20 protein-coding genes and 1 tRNA gene are annotated in these 18,739 nt (G+C 39.2%); 5 read left to right on the forward strand and 16 right to left on the reverse strand.

All coding sequences use genetic code 11. From position 1 onward, the window contains the following. Nucleotides 1–1,194: a 5-bromo-4-chloroindolyl phosphate hydrolysis family protein gene (locus CGC63_RS12510; protein WP_003022675.1), complete on the reverse strand. Its 1,194-nt coding sequence runs from the start codon at nucleotides 1,192–1,194 to the stop codon at nucleotides 1–3. 187 nt (nucleotides 1,195–1,381) lie between these two features. Between CGC63_RS12510 and CGC63_RS12515 the strand changes: the two genes are divergently transcribed. Then, a complete protein-coding gene (locus CGC63_RS12515; RefSeq protein ID WP_040351204.1) occupies nucleotides 1,382–2,407 on the forward strand; it encodes a branched-chain amino acid aminotransferase in 1,026 nt (341 codons plus the stop codon). A gap of 73 nt (nucleotides 2,408–2,480) precedes the next feature. On the opposite strand, the gene yaaA is transcribed toward CGC63_RS12515, so the two are convergent. From yaaA to CGC63_RS12535, 4 genes are all read right to left on the reverse strand, one after another. After that, nucleotides 2,481–3,221, reverse strand: coding sequence for a peroxide stress protein YaaA (gene yaaA, locus CGC63_RS12520; protein WP_003022677.1), 741 nt, complete (start codon nucleotides 3,219–3,221; stop codon nucleotides 2,481–2,483). 8 nt (nucleotides 3,222–3,229) lie between these two features. Beyond that, a complete protein-coding gene (bcp, locus tag CGC63_RS12525; RefSeq protein ID WP_003022678.1) occupies nucleotides 3,230–3,682 on the reverse strand; it encodes a thioredoxin-dependent thiol peroxidase in 453 nt (150 codons plus the stop codon). 32 nt (nucleotides 3,683–3,714) lie between these two features. After that, nucleotides 3,715–4,053 (reverse strand): cyclic-di-AMP receptor, encoded by a 339-nt coding sequence (locus tag CGC63_RS12530; RefSeq protein ID WP_003022679.1) that lies wholly within the window; start codon nucleotides 4,051–4,053, stop codon nucleotides 3,715–3,717. 73 nt (nucleotides 4,054–4,126) lie between these two features. Then, nucleotides 4,127–4,510 carry a PPC domain-containing DNA-binding protein gene (locus tag CGC63_RS12535; protein ID WP_003022680.1) on the reverse strand — a complete coding sequence of 128 codons (384 nt, stop codon included), beginning with the start codon at nucleotides 4,508–4,510 and terminating at the stop codon, nucleotides 4,127–4,129. A gap of 97 nt (nucleotides 4,511–4,607) precedes the next feature. Here CGC63_RS12535 and CGC63_RS12540 point away from each other — a divergent pair, with 97 nt between their 5' ends. Beyond that, complete coding sequence (locus CGC63_RS12540) at nucleotides 4,608–4,985, forward strand: hypothetical protein (RefSeq protein WP_003022681.1); 378 nt, start codon at nucleotides 4,608–4,610, stop codon at nucleotides 4,983–4,985. Nucleotides 4,986–5,047: 62 nt separating this feature from the next. Here CGC63_RS12540 and CGC63_RS12545 read toward each other — a convergent pair. Then, nucleotides 5,048–5,120, reverse strand: a tRNA-Gly gene (locus CGC63_RS12545). A gap of 93 nt (nucleotides 5,121–5,213) precedes the next feature. Beyond that, a complete protein-coding gene (locus CGC63_RS12550) occupies nucleotides 5,214–5,978 on the reverse strand; it encodes a nitroreductase family protein (protein ID WP_009246508.1) in 765 nt (254 codons plus the stop codon). A gap of 165 nt (nucleotides 5,979–6,143) precedes the next feature. Here CGC63_RS12550 and CGC63_RS12555 point away from each other — a divergent pair, with 165 nt between their 5' ends. From CGC63_RS12555 to CGC63_RS12565, 3 genes are read left to right on the forward strand one after another with little or no spacing between them, the layout of a single operon-like run. Then, nucleotides 6,144–6,497 carry a GntR family transcriptional regulator gene (locus CGC63_RS12555; protein ID WP_003022683.1) on the forward strand — a complete coding sequence of 118 codons (354 nt, stop codon included), beginning with the start codon at nucleotides 6,144–6,146 and terminating at the stop codon, nucleotides 6,495–6,497. A gap of 17 nt (nucleotides 6,498–6,514) precedes the next feature. After that, nucleotides 6,515–7,213 (forward strand): ABC transporter ATP-binding protein, encoded by a 699-nt coding sequence (locus tag CGC63_RS12560; RefSeq protein ID WP_003022684.1) that lies wholly within the window; start codon nucleotides 6,515–6,517, stop codon nucleotides 7,211–7,213. Then, nucleotides 7,207–8,037 (forward strand): hypothetical protein, encoded by an 831-nt coding sequence (locus CGC63_RS12565; protein WP_003022685.1) that lies wholly within the window; start codon nucleotides 7,207–7,209, stop codon nucleotides 8,035–8,037. Before CGC63_RS12560 ends, CGC63_RS12565 begins: the two co-directional genes overlap by 7 nt. A gap of 75 nt (nucleotides 8,038–8,112) precedes the next feature. Here CGC63_RS12565 and CGC63_RS12570 read toward each other — a convergent pair whose 3' ends face one another. The 9 genes from CGC63_RS12570 to CGC63_RS12610 form a co-directional block, all read right to left on the reverse strand. Beyond that, nucleotides 8,113–8,850 (reverse strand): peptidoglycan recognition protein family protein, encoded by a 738-nt coding sequence (locus CGC63_RS12570; RefSeq protein ID WP_003022686.1) that lies wholly within the window; start codon nucleotides 8,848–8,850, stop codon nucleotides 8,113–8,115. 102 nt (nucleotides 8,851–8,952) lie between these two features. Continuing rightward, complete coding sequence (locus CGC63_RS12575; RefSeq protein ID WP_003022687.1) at nucleotides 8,953–11,172, reverse strand: glycoside hydrolase family 2 protein; 2,220 nt, start codon at nucleotides 11,170–11,172, stop codon at nucleotides 8,953–8,955. Continuing rightward, on the reverse strand, nucleotides 11,169–12,572 hold the full coding sequence (locus tag CGC63_RS12580) for an MFS transporter (RefSeq protein ID WP_009246513.1): 1,404 nt from the start codon (nucleotides 12,570–12,572) through the stop codon (nucleotides 11,169–11,171). Before CGC63_RS12580 ends, CGC63_RS12575 begins: the two co-directional genes overlap by 4 nt. 100 nt (nucleotides 12,573–12,672) lie before the next feature. Beyond that, nucleotides 12,673–13,260, reverse strand: a complete 588-nt coding sequence (locus CGC63_RS12585; protein ID WP_003022691.1) for a sugar O-acetyltransferase — start codon at nucleotides 13,258–13,260, stop codon at nucleotides 12,673–12,675. Nucleotides 13,261–13,293: 33 nt separating this feature from the next. After that, the gene (locus tag CGC63_RS12590; RefSeq protein ID WP_003022694.1) at nucleotides 13,294–14,493 is read right to left on the reverse strand and encodes a S41 family peptidase; all 1,200 of its coding nucleotides are present in this window, start codon (nucleotides 14,491–14,493) and stop codon (nucleotides 13,294–13,296) included. Between the two features lie 101 nt (nucleotides 14,494–14,594). Then, nucleotides 14,595–15,890 (reverse strand): M23 family metallopeptidase, encoded by a 1,296-nt coding sequence (locus tag CGC63_RS12595; protein ID WP_003022698.1) that lies wholly within the window; start codon nucleotides 15,888–15,890, stop codon nucleotides 14,595–14,597. A 15-nt stretch (nucleotides 15,891–15,905) separates the two neighbouring features. Then, on the reverse strand, nucleotides 15,906–16,817 hold the full coding sequence (gene ftsX / locus CGC63_RS12600) for a permease-like cell division protein FtsX (protein ID WP_003022700.1): 912 nt from the start codon (nucleotides 16,815–16,817) through the stop codon (nucleotides 15,906–15,908). Continuing rightward, a complete protein-coding gene (ftsE, locus tag CGC63_RS12605) occupies nucleotides 16,807–17,493 on the reverse strand; it encodes a cell division ATP-binding protein FtsE (RefSeq protein ID WP_003022704.1) in 687 nt (228 codons plus the stop codon). The genes ftsX and ftsE overlap by 11 nt, the downstream gene beginning before the upstream one ends. 24 nt (nucleotides 17,494–17,517) lie before the next feature. Beyond that, nucleotides 17,518–18,606: a PucR family transcriptional regulator gene (locus tag CGC63_RS12610; protein ID WP_009246516.1), complete on the reverse strand. Its 1,089-nt coding sequence runs from the start codon at nucleotides 18,604–18,606 to the stop codon at nucleotides 17,518–17,520. Nucleotides 18,607–18,739 lie beyond the last annotated feature (133 nt).

The following is an 18,739-nucleotide window of genomic DNA, read 5'->3' on the forward strand; positions in this document are numbered from 1 at the left end:
TTAATTATCCTTTCCCTGAAAATTGTTTTTCTCTGTCAGTCCCTCCTGGGCAAACATGGTCTTTAAAACAGATATATCCGATGATACATCCCATGCGGTTTCTTTATAAAAGCTGTCCAGCAGATTTTCAAAAGCAACGTTAATGGTATCTAATGTATTTTCGATTTCCGATTTTGCTGTTTTAATATTTTCTCCCTGCATATCCTGCTTATCCAATTCCTCATAAGCATTCAAAAGCTTCATGGTAGTAGGAAGATAATAATCCATAAACTTATGTAAATCGTTGATAAGCTCCGGATGCTTTTCTACCCTCTGAAAAATTCTTCGGATTACATTTTCCAGATGATACATTTTATTGGAAATCTCCACTCCCGGAATAGCATCGTTGCTTCTTCTGATTTCTTCGATATAACGATTACCTTCCTCAATAACCTTTTGCACATCCTCAGAAAGCTGTGTTTTCGGTCTTCTTGCTTCTTCCGCTTTTCTTTCCTCCATGTTTCGTTCTGTCTCTAAATACTGCTCATAAGCATCGTCTGTCGCCATAAAACACACGCCGTTTTTATCCAGATGACCTTCCAAAAACATTCGTTTGTCAATCATTTTCTTTAAATCCTTACGTACAAACTTTTCTGATTTTCTGACGCTTTTTGCCAAATCCTTTACATTTGCATAAGGTTTTCCGTTTAAAGTTTTTACATAAGAACGAAATCTTTTAATTTTCTTTCGTAAACGGTTTCCGCAGATACCCATAATAGCGCTAAGTCCCATAGCCGGCAGGAAAATCATCATTACCGTACCGATTTTAGAAGCAATGCTTCCTATAAAAAGAGATAAAATCCCCAATATTCCCGCTGTTACGCCAAACATAATAGTAAGGGCAATTCCCAATGTTGTAAAAAGAAGTCCCAATGCCTTTGCTCCGTTTGTATTGACAAATAAGGCAAATTCTTCTCTGGCTTCCTTCATCCGTTCTCTCTGTGAAGGGTTTCGATAGCCTCCAAAAGGTTTATAGCTATACTTGTTGCTGTAAGCATTTCCCGCTCTTTTCATACTCTGCGCAACATTTCCGAGAGCGCTGTCAAGCGTCGCACCTAAATCTCTGTTTAATGCGCTGAAATCTCCGCTGTTAATTGCATGCTGCACAATATCCTTCACATCTCGCCCCAGATTATTCCAATCATTCACCGGCATGTCATTCACTCCTATTCTAACAGTCCAATTTTACCAACCCGTGATTACTGTTTCCTTAAATTATATATGAAAGATTGCAAAAAAGCAACGGAACATCTCTTGCAATTCACACGTTAAAGTTTTATAATGTTAAAAAATTACATAAAAGCTGTTTTCGCTCAGCTATGCAGCAGAATGGAGGATGAAAATGGATAAAAAGAATATTGATTGGAAAAATCTTGGATTTGGTTATATGCAGACAGACTACCGTTATGTATCCAATTTCAAAGAGGGGAAATGGGACGAAGGCACTTTGACAACAGATGCCAATGTAGTTATTAATGAATGTGCAGGTGTGCTGCAATATGCACAAACTATCTTTGAAGGATTAAAAGCATATACCACAAAGGATGGAAAGATAGTAACCTTCCGCCCTGACTTAAATGCCCAGCGTATGGTGGACTCAGCAAACCGACTGGAAATGCCGCCATTTCCTGCTGAAAGATTTCTCGATGCAGTGGCTAAAACAGTAAAAGCAAATTCTGCTTTTGTTCCTCCTTATGGTTCCGGTGCTTCTCTGTATATCCGACCATATATGTTTGGAGCAAATCCTGTTATCGGCGTAAAACCAGCAGATGAATATCAGTTCCGTGTATTTACCACACCGGTAGGCCCCTACTTTAAAGGTGGTGTAAAGCCACTCACTTTAAGAGTCAGCGATTTTGACAGAGCTGCTCCTTGTGGAACAGGACACATTAAAGCAGGACTGAACTATGCCATGAGTATGCATGCTATTGTAGATGCACATAAAGAAGGTTATGATGAAAACCTATACTTAGATGCAGCAACAAGAACAAAAGTAGAAGAAACAGGAGGAGCAAACTTTATCTTTATCACAAAGGATAAAAAAGTAGTCACACCGAAATCCAACAGTATTCTTCCTTCTATTACACGCCGTTCCCTTTTACAGGTTGCAAAAGATTATCTGGGACTGGAAGCAGAAGAAAGAGAAGTTTATCTGGATGAGCTTCAGGACTTTGCAGAGTGCGGTCTTTGCGGAACTGCCGCTGTAATCTCTCCAGTAGGCAAAATCGTAGACCACGGAAAAGAAATCTGTTTCCCAAGCGGCATGGAAGCCATGGGCGAAGTGACAAAACAGTTATACAATACCCTTACAGGAATTCAGATGGGAACTATTGAAGCTCCGAAGGACTGGATTTATGTAATAGAATAATAAAACACCGACAATCTTTCAGACATTTTACTGTCCGTAGATTGTCGGTATTTTTATGCTCCCAATATCATTTTTATACAGTAAATACCATTTTATTTTCATTTGAAAACTCTTCTGCATACTGCAGTCCCATAACATGAAACTCTTTTATTTTTTCAATATCTTCTATCTGATTTTCCGCCATATAACGAACCATCTCGCCTCTCGCCATCTTTGAAAAAGTCCCTTTCTGCTTTACCTTTCCATTATGAACTTCTCCAAATTCTACCGTAATGAAGCGCTCCTTTGGCAAAATATATTTGGAAATGCTTTGAGAGTATTCTTTAGATGCCATATTAATGACAATTCCGTCGTCCTTTATTACTTCTTGATACAACTTATCTCCCCAGAACTCATATAAATCTTTGCACCCTTCTGTTTCCAGCTTGGTTCCCATTTCCAAACGATAAGGTGTCACTCCGTCAAAAGGCTTTAACACCCCGTAAAATCCCGATAAAATACACAAATGCTCCTGAATATAGGTCAGCTCTTTTTCTGTGAAAACCTGTGGCGCTATGTGCTGATACTGCAAGCCCTCGTAGGACAGGATTGCCGGTGTAAGACCTGTCTTCAAATTCATATCACGAAAACGCTCTGCGTTTAGTCTTGCGATTTTGTCATTGCATTTCCACAATGTTTTCTGCTCCTCGTAAGTATATCCCCTGATTTTCTCACATAAGCTTTCTGCCTCCGGTAAAAACTTTGGCAGCCCCTGTATCGGCAGACAATCTGTATCTACATTCATTTTCTTTGCCGGTGAAATAATAATCTTCATAAATAATCCTATAATTCCTCTAACATCTGTGCAGGATTATCTGCTGCTTTTACTTTTCCGAAAGCTTTTACGATTATTCCCTGCTCGTCAATTAAATAGGTGGTGCGAACCACACCCATAGTCTTCTTTCCGTAATTATTTTTCTCTTTCCATACATCATAAGCCTGAATACAGGATAATTCCGTATCAGATAACAATGTAAAAGGAAGCTCATACTTTTCCTCAAATTTTTTATGTGAAGCAACACTGTCCTTGCTTACCCCTAAAACCACAGCGTTTTTTTCTAAGAACTGAGGATATCGCTCGGCAAAACCACAAGCCTGCGTTGTACAGCCTGCGGTATTGTCTCTTGGATAAAAATATAAAATTACTTTTTTTCCTTTATATTCTTCCAGACTATGAATTTCTCCGTTCTGGTCCGGCAATGAAAAATCCGGCGCCTTTGTACCGATTTCTAACATATTATTTTCTCCTATGCCTATTCTATTTTTCTCTATAATTTAATAAACTGCTCTACATTTACAATAAATACTGTTGCACCGCCTACTTCAATGGTTACCGGCGGAGCTGCATATCCCATAACAGGACCTTTTGTGCCAGCAGAATAAGCAGGGTTCATCATGACCTCCTGACGTCTGGAACATTCTTCTTTAATAATCTGAAGTACCGTATCTACCTGTTCATCCTCTGTACCAATCATCAATGTGGCGTTTCCTTTACGTAAAAATCCACCTGTACTGGAAAGCTTTGTCACACTGATTTTCTCTTTATTTAATCGCTCTATTACAAATCCCTCATCTTCTTTTCGTACAATCGCAAAAATCATTTTCATAAAGCAACTACCTCCTTAGCATTGAGTCTTTTTGTGCACCTATTGTACCACAGTTTTTTAAATATTTCCACATTTACTGAAATTGAAACAGATTTAATCCTACTTCTTTCTCAAATCGTCTGTCTACTCTTCCGTCAATTAACGTAATAACCATTTCACACGTTGCACTGATAATTGCCCTGTTTAAATGCCCTCCGAACACTTGTCCTTTTTCATTTCCTGCACTCATATGAAGATGGCAGTAAAATTCATCATTCATAGTATTGATTGTTCCTGTTAAAGAAACTATTTCAAAGCTTCCTTTAAATTCATTTGCATGGTATTCTTTTGCCTCTGTGTCAAACACGCCCACTGTAAATTCACTGACAGCTCCCAATGCACTAATATCTGCCAATTTAATCTTTTCTTTTTCTGCTACCTCACGGACTTTTTCTAAAATTCCCTCTCCTTTATCCATTCGCAAGGTTATCCGTCATGCTCTTTTTCTGTTTTCCCCTTGTATTTCTGTATGGGCTGTCTTATACTAAATTTAAGACAAGCAAGGTGGTGATTTATTGGAGGTCGGAACAACGTTATCCAAAACACTTCATACAGCGAGAAGCCATGCTGATTATGACGCCGCTTGCAAGCGTCTTCTTTCAGAAAAGGTTATTCTTGCATGGATTATGAAGAATTGTCTAAAAGAATACCGAAATTGCAGTATTCAAGAAATTATGGACAATTACATCGAGGGTGAACCTCAGATTGCAAAGGTTCCCGTTACACCAGCTGAAACGAATATCGTTACCAACTCCATGATTAAAGGTCTAAGCACAGAAGATAAAACCATTACCGAAGGTACTGTTACATACGACATACGATTTCTGGCGACAGCGCCGAAATCTAAGGATTTTATCCGTTTAATTCTCAACATAGAAGCACAAAAAGTTTAATAGAGAAAAAGTAGGACACTTTCTAAAAAGTGTCCTACTTTTTATTTTTAAGAAATAAAAAAAGCGCGAGACGGGACTCGAACCCGCGGCCTCGACCTTGGCAAGGTCGCGCTCCACCAACTGAGCCACTCGCGCATATTGTGTTGAAATATCTCTCAAGCACGAAATATAATATACTATATGTTCCTCAATATGTCAACACTTTTTTTGAATTTTTTTATATTTTTCTCAAGTACGCAAAATTGCACTGAGCACATACTGGTTATTTGGGAAGTTCTTGTGGGTAATATCTTCTAACCGAATTAAATCCACATCCAGCCAAAGCTCCTCTGCTACTACCATTAAATGAGAAAACATCACACCGAAATTCATCTCCTCGTATTTTCCCAGATGATTTAAATTATGCTTCTTAGCAAACACATGAATACGATTGTCATACACCACAAACCGCCACGGCTGACTGTTATAGCTGGAAGGCGCAAGTCGTGCTGCCTCCAATAGCTGTTTCATCCACTGTCTCGGCACTTCCTTATATACGCAAAGCTCTTTTAAATCCATGCGCTTTGCATCCACCGGTTTTCTGGTATAGCTGCCCTTGCTTTTTCCAAATGCCATGGTAATCATAAATTTCAAATCACCCTTATGAGGATTTCCAAATTTAGGCTTTACGCTTCCTAAAAAGCATGTTCCATAGCCTTTTGTGCACATAAACAAAGCAAGCTGCTCCATAATATATCCTGCATTCATCTGTGCCAAATCTTTTTCCTCTGAGTAAAATGCAATATAATAGGGCGCTTTTACTCCCAGCAAGTGCATTCTTTTATTTTGTCCTTTTGTATTGTCAATAATAGAAATCTCTGTACGGATACCGGGATTTAATCCTTCAATCTGTGCATAAAACTCCTGTATCTCCTGCAATATTTCAGGAGATATTACTTCCATCTCATAATTTCGTACAGATTTTCTTAAAAAAATAGCTTCGTATAAATTCATATTCTCACCTTTAATCTCTATGTAACAATATTGTAACATATAAATTTTGAAATGCAATGATTATTTTCTAAAATTTCTATTGACAAATTCTTACAGACTTTGTATCATTGTACTAATCAAATAATACAGTAATACAATTTATCAAACTTACAGGAGGTGTTACAGATGTCTTGGAACTTAAATCCTGAGTATCCTATTTACACTCAGATTATGGAGCACATTACTTATGATATTATATCAGGAGCTTATACTCCCGGTTCAAAACTCCCCTCTGTTCGAGAATTGGCGCAGACTGCCGGTGTAAATCCAAATACCATGCAGAAAGCCCTTTCTGAACTGGAGCACACAGGACTTTTATACAGTCAAAGAACCAGCGGTCGATTTGTTACGGAGGATTTAGCTATGATTGAACAAGTAAAAACACAAATTGCATCCCAGCAAGTAAAAGAGTTCCTTCTGAAAATGGAACATCTGGGATATAGCAAACAAACCATTATCCAGCTTATTGAAAAAATTTAGATTAAGGAGGACAAATGATGAACCCTATTTTAGAATGTCGCAATCTTACAAAATGCTACGACAATAAAATTGCCCTGAACAAAATAAATCTTTCCTTGGAACGCGGAAAAATCATCGGACTTTTAGGGCCAAACGGAAGCGGGAAAACCACGCTGATTAAACTGTTAAACGGACTTCTTGTTCCCACAGAAGGCTCTATTTTCGTAGACGGACATGCTCCCGGAACAGAAACGAAAAAAATTGTTTCCTATCTCCCTGAGCGAACTTATCTCTCTATGCACATGCGGGTTTCCGAAATTATTAACTATTTTTCTGATTTTTACAGCGATTTTGACAGAAGCCGTGCTTACGATATGTTAAAGCATCTGAATATCAATCCCACAGACCGTTTACGCACCATGTCAAAAGGAACAAAAGAAAAAATCCAGCTCATCCTTGTTATGAGCCGCAGGGCAAGTCTGTATTGTCTGGATGAACCCATTGCCGGTGTAGACCCTGCTGCCAGAGATTATATTCTCTCTACTATACTGAATAATTATGATGAAAATGCAACTATTCTTATTTCTACACATTTGATTTCAGATGTGGAAAATATTTTAGATGACGTGGTATTTATACAAAACGGTCAGATACGCCTGTGTGACAGCGTGGATAATATCCGTTTTAATCAGGGAAAATCCGTGGACACTTTATTTCGGGAGGTATTCAAATGTTAAGAAAATTATATAAATACGACTTAAAATCCGTTTCCTTACTGCTGGTAATTTTACATGCCGTACTGCTTGTTTATACTGTAATAGGACGTATTGGAATTTTTATTGCCGAAAGAGCTCAGGCTTTCGTTTCTCCGGAAGCTTCCAGACTTTGGGGGATTGCCGGTGCTTTTTATATCGTGGGATTTATTCTGTTTATTTTGGCTATTGTCATTGCAACCGTTGTATATTTGGCTGTCCGCATCCAGAAAAATCTATTTTCTGATGAAGGTTATTTAACCCACACGCTTCCGGTTAAGCCAACTCAGATTCTTTGGTCAAAGGTTTTTGTTATCTGGACATGGAGCGTAATTGATTTTATCTGTGTTATGATTTCTGTCTTTACTTTAATCACCTACAAGGACACCTTACCAGAAATTTTAAAGGGCGCTTCTACTTTTTTCGGAACTTTGTTTGGAAGCTTCGGCTTTACAAACTGGTTGGAAGAAGTTATTACCCTTTTAGCAGGATTATCACAGTATTTTGGTTTTTATCCTTTGCTGCTTTTATTTGCCATGTGTTTGGGAAATCTCTTTAAAAGTCATAAAATCATGGGAACTCTTCTCTCTTTCTTTGGCTTAAACATTGTTCTGAGTTTTCTGAGCACCATGATAACTTTTATTATCCCCGGATTAAGCCCGTTTATGCAGGCAAATCTCACACAGGATAATCTCTCTGTTTACAGCGGCAGACTGATGATTTTCACCCTTGTATGGAATATCCTCTTTTCCGCCATTTTCTTTGTGGGAAGCCGATATATTCTTACAAAGAAATTAAATCTGGATTAAATGTGAATATTCCAATTTACTACAAGAAGAAGGAACTGTGGCATCAGACAATAATTTATCTTATGCCTCAGTTCCCTATTTTTCGCTTTCTTTTACTTCTTTTTCTACTTCTTTTATTTGTGCCTTTACATCTTGTTTAAATTTTTCCCATTGCTTTGGATTTTCCACATAGTATTTCGGACATATCTTACCTGTCACATCATAGTGGCGGATTACATCATCTTCTGTAAGATTAAACCGATAACAAAGCCAGCCTGTCAAACGAACAAGGGACAGATACGTAGCATCGGTAAACTCCCCTGTTTCATCTACATGACAGCACTCAATAGACAGGGTATCGTCATTTCTGGAATTTGAAGCATAAGCTATCTCTGTACTTGGAACGCACTGAACAATCTCCCCGTCAATGCCCACGACAAAGTGGCTGCTGACTTTTGTTTCATGGCTCTCCTTTAATCCGTCAAAATAATCTCTGTTATTCTTCGCCGTACTTCCCGGATTTGCCGTATAATGTACAACAATTCCCTTTATCTTTTCCAGCAGTGTCCCCGGTCTGGAATATTCGTTTGGCTCTATTAAGTCCACGTCAAAAGGCGGCGCTCCTACAAACGACTCGTTTCTGGCTTTTAAAAGTCTGTGTTCTTCTACTTTATTTTTCACTTTATTTACAAGAAAAAAGAGCAGCAGAACGGTAAGAACAGAACACAAAAACAGAAAAATTCTGCGCCTGCGCTGTCTTATCCTTTTCTTCCTGCGCTGCTGCCTTCTGCTTTCAAAATCTAAAACTTCCTCATCTCTTTTTCGTAACATCATCCTATGTACACTCCCGATTGAAACTTACTCCTCAAGCTGCTGCTTTCATTGTGCACATAGTCTTTACAACTGTCAAGTGATTTCCCTATAATTTAGTTTTATTTAATTTTCCTTCTCAATTTGATTTAATCGGCTATTCAGCTCTAAAAGCTGTTCCTTTGTCATTTTCTCGCCAATGGCTCCCATGGTATTTAGCATTCTAAGCACAGTAAAACTACCCAGCATTTGCATCATTCCCTGCGGTTCTGTTTTCTTATTCAAAAACTTTCCTAAAATCCCCTCAAACAACGCTTTGCCTTGCGGGGCTTTTATAATTTCAGACACCTTATCGTTCAGCGAATAATATCCCGGAATTTCTTCAATGTCAAACCAGTTCAATACAGCGCCTTTTTCTTTTAAGCGATATGCCTCATGAAACTTCTCTGTCTTGCGAATAAAACTCCGGTCTTTACATGCTCCTGCTTTTGCAGTAATAACCGTTTCTCCCTTATTCGGAACAGTAAAATAAAAGAAATGCTCATCACTGACCTGCTTTTCATATTCCTGGCCGTTTAGGTACAGAGTTACCTCCGGAAAGTTTGAGTATACGGTTATCTTAGTCTTCTCTTCCACTCTGTTTACATAGCGCTTTCCACAAATATGCACAAAGGGCTCGTGAGAAAGCCACGCCTTATACGCATAAAAAGCATCTTTTTTATATTTTCTGTCAAAAGTAACAAGCCCTTTATGATTTTGCCCGTTTTCTCCTCCCTCATTTCTGGCATCTGCTCCGAAATCAAACATATTCCACACATGAGTTGCCCATAAATAAGGTCTTGTAAAAAGCTGTCTAATCAATTCTTCGTGATAATATGCCTGATATTCTTCCGTATAATCTCCCTGCTGCGGTTCTGAAGTATGCCAGTTTAATGCCTCGCAGCCATACTCACTGACACCAATGGGGATTTGAGGAAATTCCTTATGGAAGTTATCCAGCCAAGGGCCGTTCATGGATACGTCTCCTCCGTACCAGCCGAAATAGTGGTTATAAGAAACTACATCCGGAATTTGAATATAAGGATGATGAATGTCACACATAGATACTACCGCCATTGTTGTCAGTCTTGTACTGTCCATTTCATGGCACAAATCATTTAAAATTTTATGATTTTCCAGTAAATCTTCCTCATCTGCAGCCTGCATGGTAATTTCGTTGGAAAGTCCCCATACCACAATAGAAGGATGATGATAATTCTGTATTATCAGTTCTTTCATCTGGGAAACGGTATTTTCCCTCGCATTTGGTAAATGAGCAGATATATAGGGAATTTCTGCCCACACTACCATACCACTTTCATCACATAAATCATAGAAATATTGGTCGTGCTGGTAATGCGCCAGTCGTATGGTTGTTGCTCCCAGCTCACAGATTAAATCCATGTCTTCTCTATGATGCTTTGGCAAAAGTGCATTTCCAATCCCCCTTCTGTCCTGATGCCTTGATACGCCCCTTAGGGGATAGCTTTCTCCGTTTAGCAAAAAGCCCTTTTCAGGATGAATTTCAAAACTGCGGCAGCCAAATCTGGTATACACATTGTCCAAAATCTTACCGTTCTCTGTCAGCTCAACCTCTGCATAATAAAGATACGGGTCTTTTCGTCCGTTCCAACGATGAACATTATTTATTTTCATCTGAATTTTTCTGTCTGCTGCGGAGCAGCTCTTTTCTGCAACAATCTTCCCCTGCCTGTCACGAATTTTATAAACAAGGTTTTGTCCCTCCTTTTTTTCTGTAATCCATGTCTCTATGGTAATCTCTGCATCATTCCCTTGAAGGACAGGCGTTACCTGAAGTCCCTCTCCCCCGCAGTATTCCAAATCAAAATGAGCAGCTGAAACTCCTATAATATTCACATCACGGTACAGACCGCCGTAAAAGGTAAAATCAGCCATTTGAGGATAAACGCTGTCATTTTGGCTGTTATCCACGGTAATTACCAAAAGACTCTCTTCCTTTAGCTCCTTGGTGATATCTACACGCCATGTAGAATATCCTCCGTCATGATGCGCCAGTTTTCTTCCGTCCACATATATATCGGCAGAAGAATTTGCTCCCCGAATTTCCAGAAAATATTTATCTGCCTTTGGAAGTTCTGCTCTCTTAATCATCTTGGCATAATATCCCGTCCCACGATAATAGTCGTTGTTCCCGTCCTGTCCGTCTATATTATTCCACGTATGGGGCAAATGTACCCAGCACCACCTTTTTGGCATTTCTTTCGGAATTTCATCTGTATCTTTTGTAAACGCCCATTTTTCATTGATATTGATTACCTGTCTCATCCTGCACTCTCCTGTTCTCTTCTTAATTTCAATGCCGTTATATTCTCCTCCACCCGCTTTTTGTTCAATGGATAAAGAAACAGCAGGCTAAGGGCGACTCCCAGATAAAGAATTCCGGGAAGCAATGTTGCGATATTATAAATTCCGTCCAAAACCTCCTGCGTCTGTATGGTCTTCGCTGAATTAAATCCGATTATTCCCAGCGCATAACCGCCCAAGCCTCCGGCAAATGCCTGTCCGATTTTTCTTGCAAAAGAATAAGCCGCATAAATCGTACCATCCTCTCTTTTTCCTGTCCGCACTTCCTGATCATCAATCACATCTGTAATAAACGCCCATAAAATCAAGTTAAAAATTCCAAATCCCAAAAATCCCAGAATGTTAATGCCAATATAAAGGGCTGCTGATTTTGTGTGAAGAAAAAATAGCAGGAAACAGGAAATTGCACTGCACAGACAACCGAAAATTCCGATTTCCTTTTTTCCGAACCTTTTGGAAACAGGTACTGCAAAAGGCGCTAAAGCAAGAGAAGGCAGAACGCCTGCCAAAGTCATGACAGAAAGCGCTTCTTTGTTTTTAAAATAATCAATAAAAAGATATTGGTTGATCGACTGTGTCATAATCTGTGCTACCAATAAAAGCAGCGCAGCCAGAATAATCCCCAGAAGCGCCCTGTTAGAAAGAAGGTCTTTTGCCGTCTGTCCAAAACCTGCTTTTTCCTGTGTTTCCTTTGTCTGCACTTTTACACGTTCCGTGGTCATGAAATAACACAACAGGTAACAAATAATTGCAGCAACGGAAAATACTCCTGCAACAAGGGTAAAGCGTTTCTCATTTACTACCTGATTTCCCACTGCATCTGTGGTATATACCAGCAGAGGCGCTCCCACGCCCACAATTAACTGCGCCAGCACAGCGCCTACACTTCGAAAAGTGGAAAGAGCTGCTCTGTCATCTGCATCAGGACTTAATACCGATGCCATAGAACCATAAGGGATATTGATGGCTGTATAAAAGATACTTCCCCATAAAATATAAGTTACAAACATGTACAAGATTTTCAGCCCTTGGGGAGCAGCCTTCATTCCTCCCTGATACATTAAAAAACTGGCGAGAGCTACCGGACCGCACATTCTTAAAATCCACGGACGAAATCTGCCGTTTTTAGAGGTCTTCCCTTTATCTACAATCCTTCCCATAGTAATATCCGTAAAAGCATCCACACATCTGGCAACTAAAAATAACGTGCCTACCATACCGGCGCTGATACCCAGCACTTTTGTATAAAACACCATTAAAAACACACTGGCAAAAAGAAAGGTAAAATCATTTCCGAAATCACCGAACATATAACCGATTTTATCTTTCATTCCAAATGCACTGTTTTCTGTTCGTTCCATTCTTCTGCTCCTTATTTTATTTAGTATCTTAAAAGTAATATAGCCTGAACTTACAACTTTCATACATTGTAAGTTCAGGCTATATTATTTTTATACTTTTCTATTCAATATCTATTTTCAAATCTTTATAAAAATATTCGTTATCTCTTTCTCCGATTTCCCGCATCACCCTGCATGGATTTCCCACAGCGACTACATTGGCAGGAATGTCTTTTGTCACAATGCTTCCTGCTCCGATAACAGAATTTTCTCCGATAGTGACTCCCGGTAAAATAATTGCACCTGCTCCAATCCACACATTATTTTCAATATGAACCGGACGATTAAACTGTATGCCTCTGCGTCTTAAATCCGGCTTTATGGGATGCGCCGCAGTAACAATGGTAACATTGGGACCAATCATTACATAGTCACCAATGAAAACGTCCCCATCATCCACTACGGTCAAATTAAAATTCGCATACACGTTTTTGCCCATGAAAATATGATGTCCGCTCCAATTTGCGTAAAAAGGCGGCTGAATATAACAATTATCTCCGCATTTGGCAAACATCTTTTTCATCAGCTCTTCCCTTTTTTTCACTTCACCGGAGGGCACTTCATTAAATTCTTTTAATTCATCCAAATATGGAAACTGCTCTGCTAAAATCTCTTCATCTCCTGGGTCATATAAAATCCCTTTATCCATGCGTTCTCTCTGTCATAAGTTTCTTCTCCTCTCTTACTTTTCTATTTCTTTTACTGCTTCTACTGCCTTTTGAAGCTGTGTATCCTCTTCATAAGTAAGCACTGTCTTCTTTTGTAATTCTTCTGCCAGTTCTGCTTCGATGTCCGGCTGAATTCCCGTGCCGTGAATACATCTTCCCTTTGGTGTATAATATTTTGCTGTGGTAGTCTTTACTGCGCTTCCGTCTGTAAGAGGAATAAGACTTTGCACAATTCCCTTTCCGAAGGTTGTGGTTCCCACAATCGTTCCCACACCATAATCCTGTATTGCTCCTGCAAAAATTTCTGATGCACTGGCGCTGTTTCCGTTTACAAGGACTGCCAGAGGAATATCCAGCTCACTTTTTCCGTCTGAATGAACTTCTTCTCTCTTGCCGTCTTTGTCCTCTGTATATACAATCAAGCCTTCCGGTAAGATATCATTTAAAATATTGCATACCGATGTTAAAAGTCCCCCCGGATTATTTCTTACGTCTACAATAAGACGTTCCATTCCCTGATTTTTTAAATCTTCAAAGGCTTCCAGATACTGGCTTTCCGTCTGCTCTGTAAATTCATACAACAGAATATAGCCTACATTGTCCTCCAGCATCTTATGCTCCACAACGGGAATATTTACTTCCTCCAAAGGAACGTCAAATTCCAGATAATCATTTTCTCCTTCTCTTGCCACTGTCAAATGTGCAACTTCGCCTTCTGAGGTCTTCACTTTTTCCACCACTTCTGAAAGCTCCATACCTGCAATGTCTTCATTGTTTACCTTGAGCAAAATATCATCCGGCAAAAGTCCTGCCTTTGCCCCCGGAGCTCCCTCATAACATCTCACCAGCTTTACCATACCTGTTTCCATGTCCATCTGCATCACAACGCCAATTCCTTTATACAGACCTGTTGTCTCTGTATTTAATTCCTCATATTCCTCTTTTGTATAATATGCGGAATAAGGGTCTCCAAGACTTGCCATCATTCCCTTATACATACCGGTTTCCATAAAGTCTTTGTCAATCTCACCGGTAAATTCATCATCAATAATTTTTTCCAGTACCTTTGCTTTTTCCACAAAATCCTGATTTACAGCTTTGTCTTCTGCACTTTTTTCCTGTGCATAATCATAAATTTTTAATCCTGCACCACCTACAACAAGTGTCAGTACAATTCCTAAAAGAAAACCTTTTATAAACTTTTTTCTTTCCATTTTTCTGCTCCTTAAAATGCCAATTTGGATAAATAGATTGCGTAACAGAGCAATTTCCTATGAAATGAAGAAAGAGGACTGCATTTACAGCCCCCTTTATCTTATAAATAATTCATAGGATTTACATATACTCCATTTTTCATAACACCGAAATGAAGATGCGGTCCTGTTGAATATCCTGTTGAACCTACTGCTGCAATCTGCTGACCGGCGCTTACCTTCTGTCCGACCTTTACATAACGTGCAGATGCGTGCATATAGACTGTATAAAAACCATTTCCGTGGTCTATGGTTACATAGTTTCCTGCTGACTCTGAATATGTAGAAACCGTTACCGTACCTGCTGCTGCGGCTACAATGGGAGAACCGCTACTTGCTCCGATATCAATTCCTTTATGGTTGCTGGAAGCTCCCGCAGTAGGTGAATTTCTGTCTCCAAAAGGACTGGTTACATTATGAGAAGACGGACAAGGCCATGTAAACTGTGGAGAACCACTGTTCTCAGACTGACTGTTATCCGGTTTTTCCTCCGGCTTTGTCTCCGGCTGTGTATTCGGTTTCTCTTCCGGCTTTACTTCCGGTTTTGACTCTGGCTGCTCTGTCTTATTTGCATCAGAATTTGTGCTTTCATTGGAAGGAGAAGAGCTTTCCTGTCCTCCTGCGCTTTGCACTTCCTCTTTCATCTGCTTCAAAATCTCATTCTGAATTGCCAGTTCACCTTCTAAGTCAGACTGTTCCATTACCGCAGCGTCAATACCCGCTTCAAACTTTGTAATTTCTTCCTGCTTTTTACTAATAGAAGTTTCAATATTACTCTTTTCTTCCTCAGCAGATTGTTTGTATTCTTCTAAGTCTGACTTTTCTTTCTTTAAATCCTTTTCCAGATTTTCGATTTTCTTACAGGTCTTTTTATATTTTTCTAATTGTTTTCGGTCATAAGAAGTAAGCTGTCTGAAATTTTCTGTTCGGCTCAATGCCTCTGCAAAATCATCTGCTCCCAGAATAACAGAAATCATTGAAATATTTCCTGCCTCATAAAGATATTGTATTCTCTTTTTCATATCTTCATACTGGATTGCTTCTTTTTCTTTTGCTTTTTCCAGCTCTGCACTGTTTTTTTCGATTTCAGCATTCTTATCTTCAATCTGTCCTGTTAAAGTATCCAGATTTTCCTGTGCTTTGGCATACTTTTCATCTAATTTCTTAATAGCGGACAGCACATTGTCCTTCTGCTGCTGCAAAGAGCTTACCTGCTGTTCTTTATCTTCTATCTGACTTTCCAGCTCTGTCTTCTTCTTGTTTACTTCCGTCTCATTTGCTGCCGATACGGAAAGTACATTAGAAATTGCCAGACAGCTTGCCAGCAGCATTGCAGTTTTCTTGTTCTTTAATTTCATGCGGCTCTCCCTGTCTTATACCTTTAAGTGCTTTCTAAGGGAAACAATACTTCCGATTAAACCGATACCAATACCCAGTCCTACTCCGACCGGCAGTAAGAAACGGAATACTTCCCAAACATCCAGAAATTGAAGAAATCCACCCAGAATATTAAATCTGGTAATCACATATTCTACTGCTTTTTCATAAATCATGTATAAAATACCCATTGGAAGCGCCGCACCGATAGTACCTAAGAGAATACCTTCAATAATAAACGGTACTCTGACAAAGAAATCCGTAGCGCCAATAAGTTTCATAATACCGATTTCTTCCTGACGAATAGAAATACCCATCGTAATAGTATTGTTAATAAGGAAAAATGCCACTGCCAGAAGAATTAAAATAATAACAATCGATACATATCCAACCAGTTTATTAAAGGTTGACAGCATATCTGCCGCTTCTTTTGACTGTTTTACTTCTCGAACGCCTTCCAGACCTTCAATATGTTTTACAAGGTCTGCCTGACTTTCTACTTCTTTCAGATATACATCAAAGCGTGCGGAGTTTGCCAGCGGATTATCCTGATCCTTAAATCCCTCTGCCATATCTTCATCTCCGCCTAAGTATACTTCGCTGAATTCATCCCAAGCTACGTCTGCGGAAATATACTTCACATCCGCCACCTCCGGCTGCTTCTCGATATCTGCTCCGATTTGGTCAATTTCTTCCTGTTTGATGCCTTTATCAAAGTAAACGACAACGGCTACGCCTTCCTCCGCAGTATCTACAATATAGCGGAAGTTCATAATAATGGAAAGGAACAAACCGAATAAAAAGATACATGCTGACATAGTTGCAATGGATGCCAGAGAAAATCGCAGATTTCTCCAAATGTTTTTAAATCCCTGTTTTAATACATAAGCAATCGTACTAATTCTCATTCAGATATTCACCTTCTTGTTCATCACTTACAATGACGCCTTTCTTCATGGTAATTACACGCTTTTTAAACGCATTTACGATTTCTCTGTTATGTGTAACCACCAGAACCGTTGTGCCTCTTTCGTTGATTTCCTCTAAGAGCTTCATAATTTCAAAGGAGTTCTTAGGATCTAAGTTTCCTGTGGGCTCATCTGCCAGCAGGATACTCGGTCTATTTACCAACGCTCTTGCAAGGGCAACTCTCTGCTGTTCTCCACCGGAGAGCTGGTCAGGCTTTGATTTATACTTTTCTGCTAATCCTACCAATGTGAGCATTTCCGGTACTCGTTTTTTAATAATACGAGTCGGGCGCTGAATAACACGCTGAGCAAACGCTACGTTTTCATATACATTTCTATCCTTTAAAAGACGGAAATCCTGAAATACAACACCAATTCCCCTGCGGTATTTCGCTACTTTTCTGCGTTTCAGTTTATTGAGAACCTGTCCGTTTACTGTAATTGTTCCGCTTGTAGGATCCAGTTCCTTTAACAGCAGTTTGATAAGAGTTGATTTTCCGGAACCGCTGTTTCCTACGATAAATACGAATTCACCCTTATCCACGTGAAGTGTCATGTTGTCAATGGCCGGCTGGCCCTTGCTGTATGATTTACTCACGTTTTTTAAATCAATCATAATAACCTCCTGTTTTTCTGTTCCTTAGTAATCAAGTGTTTCCATGTACTTCATATACTTTACTACCATCAATGCAATTTTAAAGGTAATTGCATCTTCAAAAACTCTCAGGTCAAGTCCTGTGCTTTTCTGAAGCTTATCCAGACGATATACCAGCGTATTTCTGTGAATGTAAAGCTGTCTGGAGGTTTCTGAAACATTCAAGCTGTTTTCAAAGAATTTGTTAATTGTAGTAAGCGTCTCCTCATCAAAATCATCGGGAGAATGTGTATCAAAAATTTCCCGAATAAACATTTTGCAAAGAGGGATAGGAAGCTGATAAATAAGTCTTCCAATTCCCAGAGAACTGTACGCAATTACATCTCTCTCCCCAAAGAAAATCTTGCCTACATCAAGAGCCATCTTTGCTTCCTTATAAGAGCGTGAAACCTCTTTCAATTCTTTTACAATGGTTCCATAAGCAATATGTGTTGTACCGTCTTTCTCCACGCCCAGAGCAGCCAGAATATTGTTGGCTGTCTTTTCCAACTGGGGATATCCGTCAGACGGAGCTAATTCCTTGACAATAATAATATTTTTCTCGTCTACCGCTGTGACAAAATCTCCGGGTTTTCCTCCCAGAAGATTTTTGATATTTTCCAGAGAACCGTAGTCCTTGTCCTGACTGCTCTCCAGTATATATACAACCCTGCGTACATCTACCTCAATGTGAAGCTTTTTTGCACGATTATGGATATCTACCAAAAGCAGATTGTCCAACAAAAGATTTTTAATAAAGTTATCCTTATTAAATCTCTCCTTATATGCGGTAAGCAAGCCCTGAATTTGGAATACAACCAGCTTTCCCAATGTATAAACATCGTCCCCTGCGCTGCTTACGACCAAAACATATTCTAACTGATGGTCATCATATATTTTAAAATACTGATTTCCTTTTACCACCTGACTGTCTGCCTGAGAATTGGCAAATGCGCTTACTTCCTCCTGTCCGCATACGCTGCCGGAAAAAGTAGTTGCTAAAACCTTTCCTTCCATATCTGTTACACAAAAATCACTTCTGGATATTCCTTTTAAACCATCCAGTGTATTTTGCAGTATCTGATTTGATATCATGTTTTCTCCTTCTTTCATCATATAGTTATTTCGGTGTTACATCTCCCATAAAAACCCTACTATATATACTAATACAAAATCAAAAAAAAGGAAAGAGAAAATGCAATATATTACATCTTTTTTTCAAAAATGT

It is taken from the genome of Blautia hansenii DSM 20583 (assembly GCF_002222595.2).
Classification (GTDB): domain Bacteria; phylum Bacillota; class Clostridia; order Lachnospirales; family Lachnospiraceae; genus Blautia; species Blautia hansenii.

Excerpts from the sequence above, each read along its gene's own strand:
- CGC63_RS12510 (WP_003022675.1), bottom strand. The coding sequence starts at position 1,194 with ATGCCGGTGAATGATTGGAATAATCTGGGGCGAGATGTGAAGGATATT.
- CGC63_RS12550 (WP_009246508.1), bottom strand. The coding sequence starts at position 5,978 with ATGAATTTATACGAAGCTATTTTTTTAAGAAAATCTGTACGAAATTAT.
- CGC63_RS12535 (WP_003022680.1), bottom strand. The coding sequence starts at position 4,510 with ATGGATAAAGGAGAGGGAATTTTAGAAAAAGTCCGTGAGGTAGCAGAA.
- CGC63_RS12585 (WP_003022691.1), bottom strand. The coding sequence starts at position 13,260 with ATGGATAAAGGGATTTTATATGACCCAGGAGATGAAGAGATTTTAGCA.
- CGC63_RS12590 (WP_003022694.1), bottom strand. The coding sequence starts at position 14,493 with ATGGAAAGAAAAAAGTTTATAAAAGGTTTTCTTTTAGGAATTGTACTG.
- CGC63_RS12560 (WP_003022684.1), top strand. The coding sequence starts at position 6,515 with ATGAACCCTATTTTAGAATGTCGCAATCTTACAAAATGCTACGACAAT.
- CGC63_RS12515 (WP_040351204.1), top strand. The coding sequence starts at position 1,382 with ATGGATAAAAAGAATATTGATTGGAAAAATCTTGGATTTGGTTATATG.
- CGC63_RS12555 (WP_003022683.1), top strand. The coding sequence starts at position 6,144 with ATGTCTTGGAACTTAAATCCTGAGTATCCTATTTACACTCAGATTATG.
- CGC63_RS12610 (WP_009246516.1), bottom strand. The coding sequence starts at position 18,606 with ATGATATCAAATCAGATACTGCAAAATACACTGGATGGTTTAAAAGGA.
- CGC63_RS12575 (WP_003022687.1), bottom strand. The coding sequence starts at position 11,172 with ATGAGACAGGTAATCAATATCAATGAAAAATGGGCGTTTACAAAAGAT.
- CGC63_RS12565 (WP_003022685.1), top strand. The coding sequence starts at position 7,207 with ATGTTAAGAAAATTATATAAATACGACTTAAAATCCGTTTCCTTACTG.
- CGC63_RS12595 (WP_003022698.1), bottom strand. The coding sequence starts at position 15,890 with ATGAAATTAAAGAACAAGAAAACTGCAATGCTGCTGGCAAGCTGTCTG.
- CGC63_RS12580 (WP_009246513.1), bottom strand. The coding sequence starts at position 12,572 with ATGGAACGAACAGAAAACAGTGCATTTGGAATGAAAGATAAAATCGGT.
- CGC63_RS12570 (WP_003022686.1), bottom strand. The coding sequence starts at position 8,850 with ATGATGTTACGAAAAAGAGATGAGGAAGTTTTAGATTTTGAAAGCAGA.
- yaaA (WP_003022677.1), bottom strand. The coding sequence starts at position 3,221 with ATGAAGATTATTATTTCACCGGCAAAGAAAATGAATGTAGATACAGAT.
- CGC63_RS12530 (WP_003022679.1), bottom strand. The coding sequence starts at position 4,053 with ATGAAAATGATTTTTGCGATTGTACGAAAAGAAGATGAGGGATTTGTA.
- ftsX (WP_003022700.1), bottom strand. The coding sequence starts at position 16,817 with ATGAGAATTAGTACGATTGCTTATGTATTAAAACAGGGATTTAAAAAC.
- ftsE (WP_003022704.1), bottom strand. The coding sequence starts at position 17,493 with ATGATTGATTTAAAAAACGTGAGTAAATCATACAGCAAGGGCCAGCCG.
- bcp (WP_003022678.1), bottom strand. The coding sequence starts at position 3,682 with ATGTTAGAAATCGGTACAAAGGCGCCGGATTTTTCATTGCCGGACCAG.